Raw genomic sequence first — 19,088 nt, 5'->3', positions numbered from 1 at the left:
CTTGAGCAGGTGAATTTTTCTGCACTTGGCTCCCCAGCGCCGATCTTTAGCGGGTTCCAGCGATCTGCCTGCTGCACTGACGCCCATCCACTCAACGTCCCTGCCACCCCGATCATGAGCGCGCTCCATTCCGTTGCCGAGATCCGCCAGGTTGAACAAGCGGCCCTGTCCGCCCTGCCTCCTTACACCCTCATGCAGCGCGCCGGCGCGGCCATCGCCGAGCAGGCCCAGCAGTTGCTGTCTTCGACCACGGCCTCCTCGCCCTCGGTGCTGGTCCTGGCCGGGCCCGGCAACAATGGCGGTGACGCACTGGAAGCCGCCTGCCTGCTGGAAGAAGCCGGCATCGAGGTGAGCGTTCAGCTGCACGCCGATGAAAGCCGCCAGCCTGCCGATGCGCGCCGTGCCCTGGCACGGGCGCGCGAGGCCGAGCTGGAGTTCATTGAAGGAACGGGGGATGTCCCGCTGCGCGCCCGCTCCTGGGCGCTGGTGATCGACGGACTGTTCGGCATCGGCCTGACGCGCCCGCCGGGCCCGACCCTGCGGCCCATCATCGATTACATCAACAGCCTGCGCTGCCCGGTGCTGTCCATCGATGTCCCCAGCGGACTGAATGCCGATACCGGCAGCATCGTGGGCGGCCGCGAGGGCGTGGCGGTGCAGGCCACCCATACCCTGAGCTTCATCGGCGACAAGCCCGGACTGCACACTTGTGACGGCAGCGACCACAGCGGCCAGATCGTGGTCGACGCGCTGGAGATCGACACCGCCCTGCTGCCACCGGCGCGTGCCTTCCTGAATGGTCCGCAGAGTTTTGCCACCGCGCTCAAGCCACGTGCCAACAACAGCCACAAGGGCAGCTACGGCGACGTCATCGTGGTGGGCGGTGCGCGCGGCATGGCCGGAGCGCCGGTGCTGGCGGCGCGCACCGCCGCCTTCGGCGGAGCCGGACGGGTCTATGTGGCCTTCGTCGACGATGGCCCGGCCTACGACGACAAGCATCCCGAACTGATGTTCCGCCTGGCCGACCGTGTCGAATTCGGCGCCAGCGCGGCGCTGGTGATCGGCCCCGGCCTGGGTACCTCGCGCCATGCGCATGACATCCTGGCGCGGGCGCTCGACAGCGAAGCCGACATCGTGGTCGATGCCGACGCCCTGAACCTGATCTCGGCCGAACCCACGCTGCAGCACAAGCTGCATCGCCGCAGCCAGCGCAGCAAGGAGGCCTGCAGCATCATCACGCCCCATCCGCTGGAGGCAGCACGCCTGATCGACAGCACTACCCAGCAAATCCAGCAGGACCGCCCGCAGGCCGCGCGCCTGCTGGCCCGCCAGTTCAACGCCATCACGGTGCTCAAGGGCGCGGGGACCGTCATCGCCTTCCCCGATGGCGAGATCGCCATCAACCCCAGCGGCAATCCTGCTCTGTCCACCGCCGGCACCGGTGACGTGCTGTCCGGCCTGTGCGGCGCACTGCTGGCGCAGGGCTGGCCGACCCGTGCCGCGGCACTGGCCGCCACCTGGATCCATGGCGCCGCCGCCGACCAGCTGGTGGCTGCCGGCCAGGGGCCAGTGGGGCTGACCGCCAGCGAATTCATCCCGGCCATCCGTGCCGTGTTCAACCAGATCCTCCGAGACCATGTCCAGCGCCGTCCTGCCTTACATCCGCATCGCCCACAACCATAAGCTGGGCATCATTTTCCTCATCGCGGGCCTGTGGACGCTGTCCCTGCTCGATACGGCCGGCAAGCTGCTGGCGCTGGCCGGGTATCACGTGGTGATGATTGCGTGGATGCGCTACACCATCAACCTGTTCTTCATGGCGGCCACATTGGCACCGCTTTACCGGCGGCGTCACGGGCGCAGCATCCTGAAGTCGAACCGGCTGGGACTGCAGTTGGGGCGCGGCGCACTGCTGCTGGCCTCGACGCTGATTTTCTTCTCGGTGTTGAAGATCGTGCCGCTGGCCGAAGGCACGGCCATGAACTTCTGCGCGCCCATGATCGTGCTGGCGATTTCTCCCTGGCTGCTGGGCGAGCGCAGCTATTTGTCACGCTGGATTGCGGTACTGATCGGTTTTACGGGCATGCTGATCGTGATCCGCCCCAGCGGCGACATCCCGCCGGTGGGCGTAGCGCTGGGACTGGTCTCGGCCTTCACCCAGGCCTTGCTATCCATCCTCAACCGCAAGGCCAGCCAGGCGGACAATCCCATGGTGACGCTGTTCTATGGCGCGCTGGTGGGCAGCATCGTCTCGACGCTGCTGGTGCCCTTCTTCTGGACCAGCCATACGCCGACGGTGGTGGAACTGGCGATCCTGGTCTCGACCGGTATCACCAGCACCATTGGCCATTTCCTGCAGAACTCGGCCTACCGGCACGCGGAAGCCTCGGTGCTCACGCCCTTCTTCTACGCCCAGATCATCTCGGCCTGCGGCATGGGCTGGCTGGTCTTCGGGCAGTTCCCGGACCAGATCACGGTGCTGGGCATTGCCATCATCTGCACCAGCGGCATCGGCATTGCCTATATCGAACACAAGCGGGCGCACCCGCTGCCGCCGGCCGATCCGATGGAATCCGTCTGATCGGTCGGAATTACTTCACCAGCCGTCCGGCCGCGATGGTCAGGGTCCGCTCGCAGCGCGCCGCGATGCCGGGGTCATGGGTCACCAGCACCAGCGTGGAGCCGCGCTCGCGGTTCAGTTCGAACATCAACTGAATGACCGATTCGCCGGTCGCCGCATCGAGGCTGCCAGTCGGCTCATCCGCGAACAGCAGTGGCGGCTCGGTGACGAAGGCGCGCGCCAGCGCCACGCGCTGCTGCTCACCGCCGGAGAGATATTTGGGATAGTGCTTCAGCCGGCTGCCCAGGCCCACGCGGCCCAGCATCTGTTCAGCCTTGGATCGGGCCTGGCTGTCCCCGCGCAGTTCCAGCGGCAGCATCACGTTTTCCAGGGCATTGAGGTGCCCGAGCAACTGGAAGGACTGGAACACGAACCCCAGCTTGCGCTTTCTCAGCAGCGCCCGGCCGTCTTCGTCGAGGGCGTAGATGTCTTCACCATCGAGCCGCACGGAACCTTCGCTGGGCGTATCCAGTCCAGCCAACAGGCCCAGCAAGGTGGACTTGCCGGAGCCGGAGGCGCCGACGATGGCCACCGTGGTCCCGGCGGCCACGGTAAAATCGATGTCGCTCAGGATGGTCAGCCGGCCGGCAGGCGCGGAGACATCGGCAACGTGTTTGGATAACTGAAGGACTTCAATGGCGGCAATGACGGCGGAACTGGCAGGAGCGGAAGCAGGCATGCAGGGCAATCGGGCAAGAGGGTCCGGAACAGGGGCGAGGCGCAAGGCGCTGTTGGGCGCGGCAGTGCGGCTGCTGGCGGGCGTCGCGCTGGTGGTCGCGGCGACGAGCGCTTATTCTGCCCCAAAAAACCTGCTCGTGCTCGGCGACAGCCTCTCGGCCGAATACGGTCTGCAGCGCGGCACCGGCTGGACCGGCCTGCTGCAGCAGCGGCTGCAACAGAGCAAGGCGGATTACCAGGTGGTCAACGCCAGCATCAGCGGCGACACCACCATCGGCGGGCGCAACCGCCTGCCGGCGCTGATGACGCAGCACAAGCCGGAGGTCCTGGTGATCGAACTGGGCGCCAACGATGCCCTGCGCGGCCTGCCGCTGAAGACCAGCCAGGACAACCTGCAGGCCATGATCGACCTGGCGCGCCAGCAGAAGGCCAAGGTGCTGCTGGTGGGCATGCAGATTCCGCCCAATTACGGTCCCGACTACACGCGCCGCTTCGCCGGGATGTACCAGGATCTGGCCAAGAGCAACAAGGTGGCACTGGTGCCGTTCTTCTTCGAGGGGATTGCCGCCGATCTTTCGCTGTTCCAGGCCGACCGCATCCATCCCAATGAACAGGCCCAGCCCAGGCTGCTGGACAATGTGTGGCCGTATCTGAAGCCGCTGGTCGGGGTGAAGTAAGCGCCCTCTCCGTTGCGACACAAAACAAAGCCCCTGTGCCATCGCTGGCCACAGGGGCTATTTCATTGAGCGCAGGCGCTTCAATGCCGTGCGTACAACTTCAGGAATCGCCGCAGCAATCCGGTCGATTGCGGCGTGTCACACACCTTCTCGCACAGCGCCTGGGCATCGATGCCGCAGCCACGATAGATATCGGTGTAGTAATGCAGGTGCGCCCGCACGAACTCCGGCGAAAACTCGGGGTGGAACTGGGTCGAATAGACGTTGTGCTTGTGCTTGATGACGTGGTGGGGATCCATCGGCGAACGCGCCATGACGATGGCATCCTTGGGCGGACGCAGCACCGACTGCATGTGCAGCATGTGGGCCGGGAACTCCGAAGGCAGCACGCCCAGCAATTCATCCTGGCGGCAGCATTCCAGCGTCTTCACGTGCATGGTGCCGGCCGCGCGGCCGGCCGGGTTGTAGCCGACTTCGCCGCCAAAGGCGTGGGTCAGCAGCTGGTGGCCGTAGCAGATGCCAAACATGGGGGTGTCGAGCTCGGCGGCGTCGCGGATCCATTCGGCGGTGCGCTCGCTCCAGTCTTCCTTGTCGGTCACCATGGCCGGTGAGCCGGTGATGAAGACTGCCCGGTAGCTGCGCGGGCAGGACGGGCGCTGGCCTTCATAAACGGTGACGACTTCGATCTCGGTGTGGCACAGGCCGGCAGCGCAGCCTATCTGGTCGGCGTAACCACCGTAGTTGGTCTTGAGGGCGGGATTGGCATCGCCGGTTTGTATGATCAGGACTGGGGCAGGCATAAAAACGTGGTCGTATTCAGGGCAAGACTCGCATCGGACGCACTCCTCGTGGAAATACCCCCTGCGATGCTTTTCGAATGTCGACTGGAGAAAGCGACAACAAGTACGGCAGCCGTTTGTTTCCGAAACGGCGCAACATGACGTGCGGATGACAGGAAATTCATCTCGACAGCACAAAAACTGCCTTTTCCCGCTAGATGGAAAGCTGACGAAACGCCAACGGCGATGGAAGAAATGAAGCGGATTCCCCGGTGCCGGCTCCCTTGTGCATCCCGCCCGAATGCAGCGCCGGTGTCCATGATGAAACAAAAAGGGCCGCTGGAAAAGCGGCCCGTGTAAATTTTTTAGTAAATTGTGGCAGTCATGCCGACAATTCCCCGCCTTGGGGCGGCACTGCGCACCGATTCACGATCCCGGTGCGCCCTCTGCACGCATTGCCCCAAAGGCGGGCCATGCCCTTCACCTTACTTGGCGGCGTCATCCGCGCTGACGGCGGCGGCGCCCTTCAACAGCTTGGTCTTGGCCTTCTCGCGCAGATAGTCCAGGTAACCCAGTGCTTCCTGCTGCGACAAGGCGGCGGTGATCTGTTCCTGCTCGGCCTTGCGGCGCGCGGTGTCGACCGTCTTGGGCTGTTCCACCTTGGTGATGCGGTAGATCTGGTAGCCCATGCCCGGGGTCTCGGCGCCGACGTAGGCCGGCAGCTTGGCGGTATCGGCCTTCATGACGGCGTTGAAGGCTTCCTGGGTCCAGCCCTCGGACTTCACGCGCGAGACCACCTTGGCATCGCTGAAACCAGTCGCATCATCCTTGGCTTGCAGCTGCGCCAGACGTTCCTGGCCGGCCTTGACCGCCAGCGACTGCTCTTCGGCCAACAGAACGGCCTTCTGCACATCGGCCTTGACTTCCTCGAACGGACGCTTGGCCACCGGCTTGTAGCTGGTCATGCGGCCGGCCACCAGGGTGTTGGGGGCGATCTGCACGGCTTCGGTATTGTGCTTGGCCTTGATCACGTCGTCGGTGAACAGGGCGGCCAGGAACTTGCCATTGTTGTACGGCGCAGCGCCGGCAGCCGGATTCGGATTGCGGGTCACGCCCGAGGCGGTCTGGATCTTCAGCTTGAGCTTGTCGGAGACGGCCTTGAGGCTGTCGCCGTTTTCATAGACCAGGTTGTTGAACTGGTCGGCCATTTCGGAATACTTCTTGGCGGCGATCTGCTTCTTGATCTCGGCTCCGATCTCGGCCTTGACCGATTCCAGCGGCTTGACGGCGGCTGGCTTGATGCCGGTCACTTCGATCACGTGATAGCCGAAGTCAGACTCGACCGGATCGCTGATCTCACCCTGCTTCAGGCTGAAAGCGGCATCGGCGAAGGGTTTGACCATCGCGCCACGGCTGAAGTAACCCAGGTCGCCGCCATTGTCGGCCGAGCCCGGATCCTGCGAATTGGCCTTGGCCAGCTTGGCGAAGTCGCCCGGGTTCTTGCGCAGCTGCGCCACCAGGCCTTCGGCCTTGGTCTTGGCGGCAGCCTTGTCGGCGGCCGACGCATCCTTCTTGACGGTGATCAGGATGTGGCTGGCGCGACGCTGTTCTTCGGTGGCGTACTGCTTCTGGTTCTGCTCGTAGTAGGCCTTGATGTCGTCATCGGTGACGCTGGCCTGGGCGGCCACGGCGGCAGCATCCAGCACCACGTACTCGATGTCGGCCTGTTCCGGGGTCTCGAAACGGGCACCGTTCTTGTCGTAATAGGCCTTGAGCAGCTCGTCGGTCACCTTGGCCTGGCCAGCGTAGCTGTCCGGCTTGAAGTTGAGCATCTGGACCGTGCGTTCCTGGTCGTTCAGGCTGGACAGGTTCTCGGCCACGGTCTTGGGGGCGAAGGCGGTGGTCTGGATCGCGGCATTGAGCTGCTGCAGGGCCATCTCGCGGCGCAGGCCGGCTTCGTAGGATTTCTGGGTCATGCCCTGCGCGGCCAGCAGTACGCGGTACTGCTCGTTGTCAAAGCTGCCGTCCGGCTTGGTCAGGCCGGGGATCTGCAGGATGCTTTGCTGCAGCACCTGGTCCGGCACCACCAGCTTGCTGGCCACCACTTCAGCACCCAGAGCGCGCTGGGCGATCAGGTTGTCGAGGATGGCGCGGCGCGCCTGCGGGCTGTCGAAGATCTTGCTGTCGAACTGATTGCCATACACCTGGCGCATGCGGTCCAGCTGCTGGCGATGCGCGGCGTCCCACTCTTCCTTGGTGATGGTCTGGCCGGCCACCTTGGCCACGCCGTTGTCGTCGGTCAGGCGGCTGTAGCCTTCCAGGCCGAAGAAAGCGAACGACGGGAAGATGAACAGCAGCAGCAGGAACTGCATCAGACGCTGGTGAGTACGAATGAAATCAAACATGTATAGCCAATCAATAAACGATCTGGTCAATGAAGGACAGCGGGGTTCAGCGCAGACTGCCGCTGGTGCGCGCCCATAAGAAAAAAGGCGAACTCGCGTTCGCCCTGATCCGGCGCAGGCCCGTCAGGCCCGGGAGACACAACGCACACCGTCGTGCTCGCGCGACATTATACACATGCCAATGCCGGGCGGCATCTTTGGCAAGGCTGCCGCTAGCGGTCCATCTGGGCCAGGGCTACGCTGCGCAACTGAAAGCGGCCATCGTTGTTGAACAGCCAGCTCTCCGACAGTTCGATGCGGCCCTGCTTGAGCAGCGCCGGCGGCGGCTTGGGGAAGGGAGCGGCCGATTTCAGGCTGCCCAGGGCGCTGGCTTCGGCGTGCTTGTCGCGGTTGCTGCGCAGGATCTCGCTCTTGACCAGATTGCCGTCGCCATTGACCACGTACTTGATGACGATCACCGAGCGCAGCAAGGCCTGCGGGCGTTCCACGTAGACACTGGTGAAATTGACCTGGGAAATGCGCTTGGCCAGGTCGACCTTGTAGCCGTCGACGGTGGTGGCGGTGGAGGTGGCATCCTCGGTGGTCTTCTTCTGCTCGATCAGGGAGCGCGCCAGCGCATCGCGCTCCTGCTGGGTGCTCTCGGGTGCGGAGCAGGCCGCCAGCATGGCAGCAATGCCCACGCCCGACATCGCCAGGCGCACGCCCGGCCGGCGGGCAGGCCTACCGTATTTGTTCATTTTCTCCTCCTGATCACTGTCCGATCTTGCTTCACTCGCCGCATGGCGTCAATGAATGATCGGACCGAATTTGGACAGCGTTGCGCCGCCCGGATTCCCTCGCCGCGAGAGCTTCCAAGATGATCCATAGCTTCAATCTATAGCAAGGATTCCGGGCTGCTATCACAGCAGGGGGTGTCATCCAGCAGTCATATTTGGCCCGTACCATCCGCTTGCCTCTGAACGGGCCAGTCCATCCGGCGAAAGTCCGCATGGGGACTGCCTTTTGGCAACATCGCGAACCAGCTGGAAACCCTCCGAAATGATGCAGACACCCTCTTCCGCCGCCGCCCTTGCGATGCCGGTTTGCCCGCCTGATGACACCGACGGCAACGAGCGTTTCCTGTCGGTGCGCGGCATCGACAAGCGCTTCGGCGCCTTCACCGCGCTGGACGGCGTTTCGCTGGAAGTGCGCCAAGGCGAGATGGTCTGCCTGCTGGGTCCCTCGGGCTGCGGCAAGACCACCCTGCTGCGCACCATCGCCGGCCTGGAGCGCCAGGATGCCGGCCAGATCTTCGCCGCTGGCCGCGACATTTCCGATCTGCCGCCGCAATCGCGCGATTACGGCATTTTGTTCCAGTCCTACGCCCTCTTCCCGAATCTGACCGTGGCCGACAACGTCGCCTACGGCCTGCGCAATATGAAGCGCCAGGCACGCCAGGAGCGCGTCACGGAAATGCTCTCCATGGTCGGCCTGGCCGGCAGCCAATCCAAGTATCCCGGCCAGCTTTCAGGCGGCCAGCAGCAACGGGTGGCCCTGGCGCGCGCGCTGGCCCCCTCGCCTTCGCTGCTGTTGCTCGACGAACCGCTCTCGGCCCTGGACGCGCAGGTGCGCGAACACCTGCAACTGGAAATCCGCCGCCTGCAGAAGCAATTCCGCATCACTACCCTGATGGTCACGCACGATCAGGAAGAAGCCATGGTCATGGCCGACCGCATCGCCGTCATGCAGCATGGCCGCATCGAACAGTTCGGCACGCCCGCCGAGATCTACCGTCGCCCGGCCACGCCCTTCGTGGCGGATTTCATCGGCCACGCCAACTGGCTGCCGTTTTCGCGCATCTCGGGTTCGCAGGTCACGGTCGGGGCCTTGCGCTTCGAAGTCCGCCCTGAAGAAGCGGAGCTGCAAACCGGTCGCCTGTTCTGCCGCCCCGAAGCGGTGGAACTGTTTGCCACCGAGTCCTGCGCCAACCGCTTCCAGGCACGCGTGATCGATCGCATCTATCTCGGCAACCGCTATCGCCTGGCCTTGGCGGCCGATGCCCTGCCGGGCCAGACGCTGCTGGCCGATGTCAGCGGTGAATCGCACGAGCGCCTGGCCGATTTGCCGGCGCACGACGGACTGTGGGTGGCGCTGCCGCGTCAGGCCCTGCAGGTCTTTGCCTGAGCCGGACCGTTCATGACGATGCAATCTTCCTTGCCGCCCACCTCCCCCATGCCTGCCCTGGCGCGCGATCGCACCCAAGCTGGCGTCCCAGCGGCGCGGCGTTCCCTGACCGACCGCAGCCAGTGGCTGCCGGGCGCGATGAAATGGATGCTGCTGGCCCTGCTCCTGCTGGGCCTGGGCGGTCCGCTGCTGTTCATCCTGGCGCAAGCCGTGCTGACGCCCGAGGGCAACTGGGCGGGCAGCCAGCCTTTCGTGACGCTGTTCGCCAACATCAATTTCCTGCCCATGCTGGGGCGCAGCCTGTGGGTCTCCACGGTGACCGCCGTGGTGACGGTGCCGCTGGCCTATGTGTTCGCCTACGCCCTGCAGCGCACCTGCATTCCCTTCAAGGGCCTGTGGCGCGGCATCGGCCTGCTGCCGCTGCTGGCGCCGTCGCTGTTGCCCGGCATCGCACTGATCTACCTGTTCGGCAACCAGGGCCTGTTCAAGGAGTGGATGGATGGCAGCATCTACGGCTTCTGGGGCATCCTGCTGGGCGAAGTGTTCTACACCTTCCCGCACGCCATGATGATCCTGCTGTCGGCGCTGTCGCAGGCCGATGGCCGTCTGTACGACGCGGCGCACGCCATGGGCGCATCGCGCTGGCGCATCTTCACCACCGTCACCCTGCCGGCCACGCGCTACGGCATCTTCGGAGCGCTTTGCCTGGTGTTCACGCTCACCATTACCGACTTCGGCGTGCCCAAGATCACCGGCGGCGCCTACAGCGTGCTGGCCGTGGAGGCCTACAAGGCCGTGGTCGGCCAGCAGCAGTTCGGACGCGGTGCGCTGATCGGCTTGCTGCTGCTGGTGCCGGCCCTGCTGACCTTTGCCCTGGACGCCTGGCTGCAGCGGCGCCAGCGCGCCACCATGAGCAGCCGCTCCGAAGCTTACGTTCCCCGCCCCGACTGGCGCCGTGATGGCATCAACCTGCTGGCGGTGGCCCTGATTGCGGCGGCCATCCTGATGATGATCGTGGTGGCCATGGGGGCATCCCTGGTCAAGCTGTGGCCCTACAACCTGCAACTGACGCTGCAGCACTACGACTTCGACAACATGGATGGCGGCGGCTGGCTGGCCTACTGGAACAGCCTGAAACTGGCCTGCGGCACCAGCGTGGCCGGGACCCTGGTCATCTTCACCGGTGCCTGGCTGATGGAAAAGACGCGTGGCCAGGCCTGGCTCGCACCCCTGCTGCGCATGCTGAGTTTCCTGCCGATGGCCGTGCCCGGGCTGGTGCTGGGCCTGGGCAGCCTGCTGTTCTTCAACCATCCGTCCAACCCGTTCAATTTCCTCTACGGGACCATGACACTGCTGGTGCTCTGCTCCATCGTGCACTTCTACACCACGGCCCATCTCACCGCCGTCACCGCACTCAAGCAGCTCGATCCTGAATTCGAAGCGGCCTCGCTGTCGCTGAAGGTGCCGCTGCTGCAGACCTTCCTGCGCGTGACGGTGCCGCTGTGCCTGCCGCAGATGCTGGAGATCTTCCGCTACCTGTTCGTGTCCTCGATGACCACGGTGTCGGCGGTGATCTTCCTGTATCGCCCGGATACGGTACTGGCCTCGGTGGCGGTGTTGAACATGGACGACGCCGGCGATGTCGGCCCGGCGGCCGCCATGTCCACGCTGATCCTGCTGACCTCGGCTGCGGCCTCGCTCTTCATGCACCTGGCCGGCAGCCGCTGGCTGGCGCGGGCCCAGGCCTGGCGCCGTGGACGCGCGCATTGAGCCGGACCGGCAGCCCTACGATTTCTCCACCTTGCGTCCCCGACGCGTTTTCAACCCAGCCATTCACTGACGAAGGCCATCATGAAAAAAACCAAGCTGTTTTCCCTGTTCGCATCGGTGATCGGTGCCGGCCTGCTGTTCTCGGCCCAGGCCCACGCCGCTACCACGCTGACCGTCTACACCGCCCTCGAAGCCGACCAGATCAAGGCTTACCAGGCCGCGTTCCAGAAGGCCAACCCGGACATCGAGATCAAGTGGGTGCGCGACTCCACCGGCATCGTCACCGCCAAGCTGCTGGCCGAAAAAGCCAACCCGCAGGCTGACGTGATCTGGGGCCTGGCCGCCACCAGCCTGGCCCTGCTGGACAAGGAAGGCATGCTGACCCCGTACGCCCCGCAAGGCTTGTCAGCGATCGACGCCAAGTACCGCAGCGCCGCCAATCCGCCGGCCTGGGTCGGCATGGACGTGTGGGCCTCGGCCATCTGCTTCAACACCGTGGAAGCGCAAAAGCAGGGCCTGCCCAAGCCGACCTCCTGGGCCGACCTGACCAAGCCGGTCTATGCCGGCAAGATCGTCATGCCCAATCCGGCTTCCTCCGGCACCGGCTACCTGGATGTCTCGGCCTGGCTGCAGATGATGGGTGAAGAAAAAGGCTGGGCCTACATGGACGCCCTGCACAAGAACATCGGCCAGTACACCCACTCCGGCTCCAAGCCCTGCAAGCAGGCCGCCACCGGTGAATTCCCGATCGGCATCGCCTTCGAGTACCGTGCCGTCAAGACCAAGAAGGAAGGCGCACCGATCGACGTGATCCTGCCGTCTGAAGGCCTGGGCTGGGATATCGAAGCCACCGCCATCGTCAAGGGCACCAAGAACCTGGAAGCCGCCAAGAAACTGGCCGACTTCTCCGCCAGCAAGGAAGCCATGGCCCTGTATGAAAAGAACTTCGCCGTGGTCGCCATTCCTGGCGTGGCCAAGCCGGACGAGCTGCTGCCGGCCGACTATGAAAAGCGCCTGATCAAGAACGACTTCACCTGGGCCAGCACCAGCCGTGACCGCATCCTGACCGAGTGGAGCAAGCGTTACGAAAGCAAGTCGGAGAAGAAGCAGTAATTCCAGGACTTGCCCGCAATACCGCGCCGTCACGGGCCCGACACCTTCGGGCCGCACCGTGACGGCGCACGGAGAGGACCGCAGGACGCCGCCAGAGCGTCCCCGCACAAGACGCCACACGACATCTCGCAACTGACTCCGATGGAGCACTTCCCATGAACAATTCCCTCTCAGAACACGATCCGCAGCACTTCGACCTGGCCGTGGTCGGCTCCGGCATCCTTGGCCTCGCCCACGCCTATGCTGCCGTCAAGCGCGGCCTCAAGGTAGCCGTCTTCGAACGCACCGGCACGCCGCTGGGCGCGTCCGTACGCAACTTCGGCATGGGCCTGGTGACCGGCCAGCCGCCCGGCATCATGCTGGACCTGGCCCGCGAAAGCCGCGCCCTCTGGCTGCACCTGGCCGCGCGCGCGCATTTCAGCGCCCGTGAAGCTGGCACCCTGCTGTTTGCCCGCAGCGAGGCCGAACACGACGTGCTGCTGGAATTCATGACCGTGCGTGCACGCCAGTACGACTACCGCGCCTCCCTGCTCGAAGGCGACAAGCTGGACGCGCTCTACAACGGCCGTTTCCGCCATCACCGCTCGGCCCTGCACGGCACCGAAGACCTGCAGCTGTATTCGCGCGAAGCCATGCCGGCCCTGGTGGCCTACCTGCATTCGCAGGGCGTGCATTTCCGTTTCAACACGCTGGTGCATGGCACCGCCGACGGCCGCCTCTCGACCACGGCCGGAGAATTCCGCGCCGAGCGCGTGGTGGTGTGCTCGGGTCACGATTACCTGACGCTCTTTGCCGACCGTCTGCAGCCGATGAACCTGAAGCAGTGCCGCCTGCAGATGCTGCGCCTGAAGACTGAAGAAGCGGTGCCGCTGACCCATGCCGTGCTGACCGGCCTGTCCTGCACCCACTACGGCGCTTTCTCGGACCTGCCGACCGCCCGCGCAGTGCACGCGGAGATCGAGGCGAACGCCCCGCTGCTGAACAAGCACGGCATCCACCTTCTGGTCAGCCCGACCCCGTATCAGGAGCTCATCGTCGGCGATTCGCATCACTACGGTACCGATTCGCCCCCGTTCAACAGTGAGGAAATCGATGAACTGCTGATCGGCCTGGTCGAACATACCCTGGCTTCGCGCGTGCAGGTGATCGAGCGCTGGCAAGGCGTCTACGGCAGCAAGGGCCCGGGCCCGTTCTCGGCCCTGGCCATCGACGACCACACCTCGGTGGTACTGATGCATACCGGCATCGGCATGAGCGTTGGCCTGGGCCTGGGCGAACGCGTGGTCAAGGCGCTGCTGGAGGGCGACAGCCTGCCCACACCGACAGCGCAAGCAACCCCGGCCACCGCGCTGGCCTGATCCCCGCACCTGAGCGGTGACAGGGCGGTGATGCCGCCCTGTCACCGCCATCCCGCCTGCCGTCCCGCCCGGGAGGGCCTGCCGCTGATCCGCATGCCTGGCACGACGCTTCACTTGCCCGTGCTGATTCCTAACAGAAAAATCTTTTTGAGCATCCTCCCCAAAAGGCGAGCCGCGCGCTGCAGTCGCTGCGCCGCAATATCCACCACCACCCCGCAAGGCCTTGGCTGACGCGCTTTTTGCTGCTGCGTCGCAACCAGAAATCGACTTGCTGCGCTGTAAGCTTGTGTAAGTTTGGAGCAAGTCCTGCGTAAGTTTGGCGTCGCACACTCGCCGCATGGACAAGTGGGTCCTTACGCAAGCAATGCGAAGCCAATATCGCGGTTTGTGTCAGACGGGGAAGCGAGGGGTGTCGATGTTTCATGCTTTGCATGCTCTTCATGCTTTGTTCTCCGGTGCGTTCTTGCATAACGCCCCATTCGGCCATCTGTTGCATTGTTGCCCTGTTGCCCCGAGTACCTGGTTGCATTCCATGCAGTAGCACACTCATTAAAACCAAGGAGACAGACATGACCACAGCATCAGTCAATACGACTGCGCGCGGCATCACCCCGGAGGAGAAGAAAGTCATCTTCGCCTCTTCGCTAGGCACCGTTTTCGAATGGTATGACTTCTACCTGTACGGCTCGCTGGCGGCCATCATCGCCAAGCAGTTCTTTGCCGGCACCGACCCCAATACCGCGTTCATTTTCGCCCTGCTGGCCTTTGCTGCCGGTTTCATCGTGCGTCCCTTCGGCGCGCTGGTGTTCGGCCGCCTGGGTGACCTGGTCGGCCGCAAGTACACGTTCCTGGTGACCATCCTGATCATGGGGGCCTCGACCTTCATCGTCGGCGTGCTGCCCAACTACAACTCGATCGGCATCACCGCCCCGATCATCCTGATCATCCTGCGCATCCTGCAGGGTCTGGCGCTGGGCGGTGAATACGGCGGTGCTGCCACCTACGTGGCCGAGCACGCGCCCGAAGGCCGCCGCGGTGCCTTCACCGCGTGGATCCAGACCACTGCCACGATGGGCCTGTTCCTGTCGCTGCTGGTGATCCTGGGTGTGCGTACGGCCGTGGGTGAAGCCGCCTTCGCCGACTGGGGCTGGCGCATTCCCTTCCTGGTCTCCATCCTGCTGCTGGCCATCTCGGTGTGGATCCGCATGTCCATGAACGAGTCCCCGGCTTTTCTGAAGATGAAGGCCGAGGGCAAGACCTCCAAGGCCCCGCTGACCGAAGCCTTCGGCCAATGGAAGAACCTGAAGCTGGTGATCCTGGCGCTGGTCGGCCTGACCGCCGGTCAAGCCGTGGTGTGGTACACCGGCCAGTTCTATGCCCTGTTCTTCCTGACCCAGACCCTGAAGGTGGATGGCCCGACCGCCAACATCCTGATCGCCGCCGCGCTGCTGCTGGCGACGCCCTTCTTCCTGTTCTTCGGTTCGCTGTCGGACAAGATCGGTCGCAAGCCCATCATCCTGGGTGGCTGCCTGATTGCCGCCGTCACCTACTTCCCGATCTTCAACGGCCTGACCCACTTCGCCAACCCGGCGCTGGAAGCCGCACTGCAAAAGTCCCCGGTGATCGTCACCGCCGACCCGGCCAGCTGCCAGTTCCAGTTCAACCCGACCGGCACCAAGAAGTTCACCTCGTCCTGCGACATCGTCAAGGCCAAGCTGTCGGCCGCTTCGGTGAACTACCAGAACGTGGCTGGTGCCCCGGGCTCGGTGGCCACCGTCAAGATCGGCGACCGCGTCATCACCTCGTATGATGCCGCCGGCCTGTCCAAGGAAGACGCCGCCGCCAAGGACAAGGAACTGTCCAAGGCCCTGGCTGACGACATCAAGGCCGCCGGTTACCCGAGCAAGGCCGATCCGGAGCAGATCAACAAGCCGATGGTCCTGCTGCTGCTGTTCATCCTGGTGATCTACGTGACCATGGTCTACGGCCCGATCGCCGCCTGCCTGGTCGAAATGTTCCCGACCCGCATCCGCTACACCTCCATGTCCATGCCTTACCACATCGGCAACGGCTGGTTCGGCGGCCTGCTGCCCACCACCTCCTTCGCACTGGTGGCCTTCAAGGGCGACATCTACTACGGCCTGTGGTATCCGATCGTGATCTCGCTGATCACCGTGGTGATCGGTCTGCTGTTCGTGAAGGAAACCGTGCGCAACAACATCCACGAGTAACACTCGCAATGAGGTGCTCGCCGCCCGGCCCCCAAGGCAGGACGGCGCAGCGCGAAGCCATACGGACCGGGCGCAATGATGATTGCGCCCGTTTTTTTCATGGGTGAGGCGTAACAGCCGCGAATGGGCGTGCTGAACGTGAACAGAATGACCAGATCATCTTCATCAAAAATCATATTTCTGATGAATTTGCAGTTATTCGATATATTTGATTGAAATGATTAAGAAAAACCGGTAAATTCACCGCTGAGAATAGGCATCCCGAGACCGCTGCGCGTGCCGTGCGCTGTCGCTGGCACACTGAGGGTTGCCACATCAATTTGCTCAGTGGGGGATCCTGAACATGAACATAGTTCTGGTGGACGATCAGATCATGATGCGCGCGGGCCTGCGTTGCCTGATCGAGAAGCTGGAAGGCCAACAAGTCATTGGCGAAGTGGAAGCCGGGCCGGTGGCCCTGCATGTGATCCAGAGCGTGGCGCCGGACGCGGTCATCATCGATATCTCCACCGACACCCGCAAGGGACTGGCCCTGCTGGCCGACATCTGCAGCAAATGCCCTGCCAGCCGCGTGGTCATCGTCGGCAACCAGCCCGATGCCGAGCTGCTGGCCGAGGTGATGCGCATGGGGGTAGCGGCCTATCTGCTCAAGCAATCCAATCCCGCTGAACTCGATATCGCCTTGCAGGCCGTGGCCCGCAACGAGTGCTACCTGACCCCGGCCGTGACCAAGTCCATGATCAGCCACTGCCTCTACACGGGGCCCGCCCGGCAGACCCAGACCGATCCGCTTACGCCGCGCCAGCACCAGATCCTGGCCATGATCGCCCATCGCAAGACGACCAAGGAAATCGCCTACGAACTGGACCTGAGCGAAAAGACCATCGCCGCCCACCGCGCCCAGATCATGGACCGCATCGGCGTACGCGACGTGGTCGGGCTGGTCTTGTGGGCCGTCAAGAACAACCTGGTGGAACGGCAGACCTGAGCCCTCCTCCAGCAGCTGCTGCAGCCGTTTTTTCCTGATCTCTTCGCGCAACTTCCCGCGCCCTGTCTGTCCCAGCTCCTGCCACCCGGTACGCCAGTGCGGCGACTTTCCACCCCATCCTTTGTACGGACCAGCGCCCGCTGACCGCGGCACGCGTGCTTCGCGCTTGCCTTGCGCAAAGCGCGGTCCTGCGCACATGGCCAAGGCGTCAACACGGCCCTAGGCAAGCGCAACCGGGCTGCTCGGTTTGCCTAGGAAATTTCCTATGTATCTCCTAGGACCGGAACCGATTCCGCCCGGCAATATTGCCGCCTACCATTTCTCCTGCAAGACCGTCCGTTTGAGCACAACTTTTTTCCAGGAGGCGCACATGGCGCTCGTCAAGACTATCCAGAACTCCAACTATGAGGGTGCAACCGACCAGCGCGCGGCCGCCTCGACTTCGCGCCAGGCCGATGCCCTGCGCAAGAAGGCCCGCACCCTGGCCAAGCAGCAGCAGGCCGCCGAGCGTATCGCCGCCGCCACCGCCGAACTCAGCGCCGGCATCTCGGAGGCCTCGGCGGCCACCGAAGAACTGAAAAGCGCCTCCGACCAGATCGCGCGCGGCGCCGAACAGGCCTCCAGCGCCGCCCAGGAGTCGCTGGCGGCCTTCCGTCAGGTCGAGCAGGCCATCGGCCGCCAGTTGCAGAATGCCGATCAAAGCCAGGCGCGCATGCTGGCCGTGCAGAACCAAGTCACCCGCACCAGCGGCGATATCGCCACCCTGGTCACCAACGTGGGCATCGCCGCCCAGCGCCAGTCCAGCTCGGTGACCATGGTGGCCGAACTGGAAAAGCAGGCCGCCAACATCGGCGACATCGTCAAGGCCGTGGCCCGCATCGCCGACCAGACCAACCTGCTGGCCCTGAACGCGGCCATCGAAGCGGCCCGCGCCGGACAGCATGGCAAGGGCTTTGCGGTGGTGGCCGACGAGGTGCGCACCCTGGCCGAGACCTCGGAAAAAAGCGCCAAGCAGATCCAGGAGCTGGTCGGCCAGATCCAGCGTGAAGTCAAGGCCGTGGTCGAAGGCATCGGCGCGGCCGCCACCACTGTCTTGGGCGAGGTCGAAAGCGGCAAGATGATCAGCGCCCAGCTGGAGAACATCCGCCGCGATGCCCAGGTGATCGTCGCCGGCGTGCAAGAAATTGCCGTAGGCGCCCAGCAGTCGGTCGCCGCGACCAAGCAGGCGCTTGATGGCGCCCAGGAAATCGCCGCTGCCGCCGAAGAACAATCGGCCGCTGCCGTCGAATCCGCCAAGACCGTGGCCGAGCAAGGCCAGGCATTGTCGGAAGCAGAAACCACCTCGCAAGCGCTCTCGGAACTGTCCGAAGACCTCAAGAACTCCACCGATGTGGCCAAGAGTGCCGAAGAAGTCGCCGCCAGTGCCGAAGAACTCTCGGCGGCCGTACAGGAAATCAGCCGCGCCAGCGCCCAGATCATGTCGGCCATCGAACAGATCCGCAAAGGTACGCAGGTGCAATCAGTGGCCACCGAAGAATCGGCCACGGCCATCGAACAGATCTCACGCGGCCTGCAGGTGGCACAAGCACGCGCCGGCACCAGCGGCGAACGCGCCACTGCGATCCGGGCGCTGCTGGGCGAGAACAAGAAGGCCGTCGATTCGCTCATCGCCGGCATCGCCAACTCGGTGGACGCCTCACGCGCCTCGATTCGCCAGATCAAGGATCTGGCCCTGGTCTCGCGCCGCATCGACAAGATCGTCGATGCCATCACCACGGTCTCCATCCAGACCAACATGCTGGCCGTGAACGGCTCCATCGAAGCGGCCCGCGCCGGCGAGTTCGGCAAGGGCTTCGTGGTAGTCGCGACAGACATCCGCAACCTGGCCCACGACTCGGCCGGCAATGCCGACAACATCAAGGACCTGGTCAAGGCAGTGCAGGACCAGATCGCCGTGGTCGAACGCGACCTGGAAGAAATTGCCGACGCTGCCATCGGCGAAGCCGAAAAAGCCAAGGCCATCACCAGCGCCCTGATCAGCATCGAAAGCGATGTGGCCGCCGTGGAGCAAGGCACGCAGGAAATCCTGTCGGCCGCCAGCGAGGTGGCTGCGGCCATCATGCAGGTGCGCACCGGCACCGAGCAGATTGCCGCCGCCGCCCAGGAAGCCGACCGCGCCGCCACCGAAGCCGCTGCCGCCGCGCGCCAGCAGTCCCAAGGGGCCGAGCAACTGGCCGCCGCCGTCGAGGAAGTGGCCTCGCTGGCCGATGAGCTGCAAAGCACCTGACTCGCTGCTCCAGTGAACC

General features: G+C 64.2%; 14 protein-coding genes. 10 read left to right on the top strand and 4 right to left on the bottom strand.

The genetic code is table 11. The annotated features are described in order from the left end of the window. The first annotated feature begins 114 nt into the window (after positions 1-114). The gene (locus tag ACWFUC_RS16470) at positions 115-1,683 is read left to right on the top strand and encodes an NAD(P)H-hydrate dehydratase (protein WP_489637213.1); all 1,569 of its coding nucleotides are present in this window, start codon (positions 115-117) and stop codon (positions 1,681-1,683) included. After that, positions 1,637-2,581 (top strand): DMT family transporter, encoded by a 945-nt coding sequence (locus ACWFUC_RS16465; RefSeq protein WP_489625432.1) that lies wholly within the window; start codon positions 1,637-1,639, stop codon positions 2,579-2,581. Before ACWFUC_RS16470 ends, ACWFUC_RS16465 begins: the two co-directional genes overlap by 47 nt. Before the next feature lie 10 nt (positions 2,582-2,591). Here the strand turns inward: ACWFUC_RS16465 and ACWFUC_RS16460 are convergent, their stop codons facing one another. Next, positions 2,592-3,299, bottom strand: coding sequence for an ABC transporter ATP-binding protein (locus ACWFUC_RS16460; protein WP_039788208.1), 708 nt, complete (start codon positions 3,297-3,299; stop codon positions 2,592-2,594). On the opposite strand from ACWFUC_RS16460, the gene ACWFUC_RS16455 reads away from it, so the two are divergent. Next, positions 3,298-3,975, top strand: coding sequence for an arylesterase (locus ACWFUC_RS16455; RefSeq protein ID WP_489625431.1), 678 nt, complete (start codon positions 3,298-3,300; stop codon positions 3,973-3,975). The two genes, ACWFUC_RS16460 and ACWFUC_RS16455, sit on opposite strands and share 2 nt — an antisense overlap. 80 nt (positions 3,976-4,055) lie before the next feature. On the opposite strand, the gene ACWFUC_RS16450 is transcribed toward ACWFUC_RS16455, so the two are convergent. From ACWFUC_RS16450 to ACWFUC_RS16440, 3 genes are all read right to left on the bottom strand, one after another. Beyond that, a complete protein-coding gene (locus ACWFUC_RS16450) occupies positions 4,056-4,775 on the bottom strand; it encodes a glutamine amidotransferase (protein ID WP_489625430.1) in 720 nt (239 codons plus the stop codon). A gap of 464 nt (positions 4,776-5,239) precedes the next feature. Continuing rightward, positions 5,240-7,159, bottom strand: a complete 1,920-nt coding sequence (locus ACWFUC_RS16445; RefSeq protein WP_489625429.1) for a SurA N-terminal domain-containing protein — start codon at positions 7,157-7,159, stop codon at positions 5,240-5,242. Between the two features lie 212 nt (positions 7,160-7,371). Continuing rightward, on the bottom strand, positions 7,372-7,896 hold the full coding sequence (locus ACWFUC_RS16440) for a hypothetical protein (RefSeq protein WP_489625428.1): 525 nt from the start codon (positions 7,894-7,896) through the stop codon (positions 7,372-7,374). Between the two features lie 337 nt (positions 7,897-8,233). Between ACWFUC_RS16440 and ACWFUC_RS16435 the strand changes: the two genes are divergently transcribed. The 7 genes from ACWFUC_RS16435 (at position 8,234) to ACWFUC_RS16405 (ending at position 19,069) form a co-directional block, all read left to right on the top strand. Further along, on the top strand, positions 8,234-9,322 hold the full coding sequence (locus tag ACWFUC_RS16435; protein ID WP_489625550.1) for a putative 2-aminoethylphosphonate ABC transporter ATP-binding protein: 1,089 nt from the start codon (positions 8,234-8,236) through the stop codon (positions 9,320-9,322). Between the two features lie 12 nt (positions 9,323-9,334). Further along, positions 9,335-11,092: a putative 2-aminoethylphosphonate ABC transporter permease subunit gene (locus tag ACWFUC_RS16430; protein WP_489625427.1), complete on the top strand. Its 1,758-nt coding sequence runs from the start codon at positions 9,335-9,337 to the stop codon at positions 11,090-11,092. Positions 11,093-11,173: 81 nt separating this feature from the next. After that, the gene (locus tag ACWFUC_RS16425; protein WP_039788217.1) at positions 11,174-12,205 is read left to right on the top strand and encodes a putative 2-aminoethylphosphonate ABC transporter substrate-binding protein; all 1,032 of its coding nucleotides are present in this window, start codon (positions 11,174-11,176) and stop codon (positions 12,203-12,205) included. Positions 12,206-12,360: 155 nt separating this feature from the next. Next, a complete protein-coding gene (locus tag ACWFUC_RS16420; protein WP_489625426.1) occupies positions 12,361-13,563 on the top strand; it encodes a TIGR03364 family FAD-dependent oxidoreductase in 1,203 nt (400 codons plus the stop codon). 569 nt (positions 13,564-14,132) lie between these two features. Continuing rightward, the gene (locus tag ACWFUC_RS16415) at positions 14,133-15,794 is read left to right on the top strand and encodes an MFS transporter (RefSeq protein WP_134222306.1); all 1,662 of its coding nucleotides are present in this window, start codon (positions 14,133-14,135) and stop codon (positions 15,792-15,794) included. A 343-nt stretch (positions 15,795-16,137) separates the two neighbouring features. Next, positions 16,138-16,782: a LuxR C-terminal-related transcriptional regulator gene (locus ACWFUC_RS16410; protein ID WP_489625425.1), complete on the top strand. Its 645-nt coding sequence runs from the start codon at positions 16,138-16,140 to the stop codon at positions 16,780-16,782. 370 nt (positions 16,783-17,152) lie between these two features. Continuing rightward, a complete protein-coding gene (locus tag ACWFUC_RS16405; RefSeq protein WP_489625424.1) occupies positions 17,153-19,069 on the top strand; it encodes a methyl-accepting chemotaxis protein in 1,917 nt (638 codons plus the stop codon). Positions 19,070-19,088 lie beyond the last annotated feature (19 nt).

The organism is Herbaspirillum sp. Her4 (assembly GCF_057961335.1).
Note: the sequence above shows the minus strand (reverse complement) of the source record. Positions and strands in the feature narration are given on the sequence as shown.

Coding starts and splice junctions, on each gene's coding strand:
- ACWFUC_RS16470 (WP_489637213.1), top strand. CDS start 115: ATGAGCGCGCTCCATTCCGTTGCCGAGATCCGCCAGGTTGAACAAGCG.
- ACWFUC_RS16465 (WP_489625432.1), top strand. CDS start 1,637: ATGTCCAGCGCCGTCCTGCCTTACATCCGCATCGCCCACAACCATAAG.
- ACWFUC_RS16455 (WP_489625431.1), top strand. CDS start 3,298: ATGCAGGGCAATCGGGCAAGAGGGTCCGGAACAGGGGCGAGGCGCAAG.
- ACWFUC_RS16460 (WP_039788208.1), bottom strand. CDS start 3,299: ATGCCTGCTTCCGCTCCTGCCAGTTCCGCCGTCATTGCCGCCATTGAA.
- ACWFUC_RS16450 (WP_489625430.1), bottom strand. CDS start 4,775: ATGCCTGCCCCAGTCCTGATCATACAAACCGGCGATGCCAATCCCGCC.
- ACWFUC_RS16445 (WP_489625429.1), bottom strand. CDS start 7,159: ATGTTTGATTTCATTCGTACTCACCAGCGTCTGATGCAGTTCCTGCTG.
- ACWFUC_RS16440 (WP_489625428.1), bottom strand. CDS start 7,896: ATGAACAAATACGGTAGGCCTGCCCGCCGGCCGGGCGTGCGCCTGGCG.
- ACWFUC_RS16435 (WP_489625550.1), top strand. CDS start 8,234: ATGCCGGTTTGCCCGCCTGATGACACCGACGGCAACGAGCGTTTCCTG.
- ACWFUC_RS16430 (WP_489625427.1), top strand. CDS start 9,335: ATGACGATGCAATCTTCCTTGCCGCCCACCTCCCCCATGCCTGCCCTG.
- ACWFUC_RS16425 (WP_039788217.1), top strand. CDS start 11,174: ATGAAAAAAACCAAGCTGTTTTCCCTGTTCGCATCGGTGATCGGTGCC.
- ACWFUC_RS16420 (WP_489625426.1), top strand. CDS start 12,361: ATGAACAATTCCCTCTCAGAACACGATCCGCAGCACTTCGACCTGGCC.
- ACWFUC_RS16415 (WP_134222306.1), top strand. CDS start 14,133: ATGACCACAGCATCAGTCAATACGACTGCGCGCGGCATCACCCCGGAG.
- ACWFUC_RS16410 (WP_489625425.1), top strand. CDS start 16,138: ATGAACATAGTTCTGGTGGACGATCAGATCATGATGCGCGCGGGCCTG.
- ACWFUC_RS16405 (WP_489625424.1), top strand. CDS start 17,153: ATGGCGCTCGTCAAGACTATCCAGAACTCCAACTATGAGGGTGCAACC.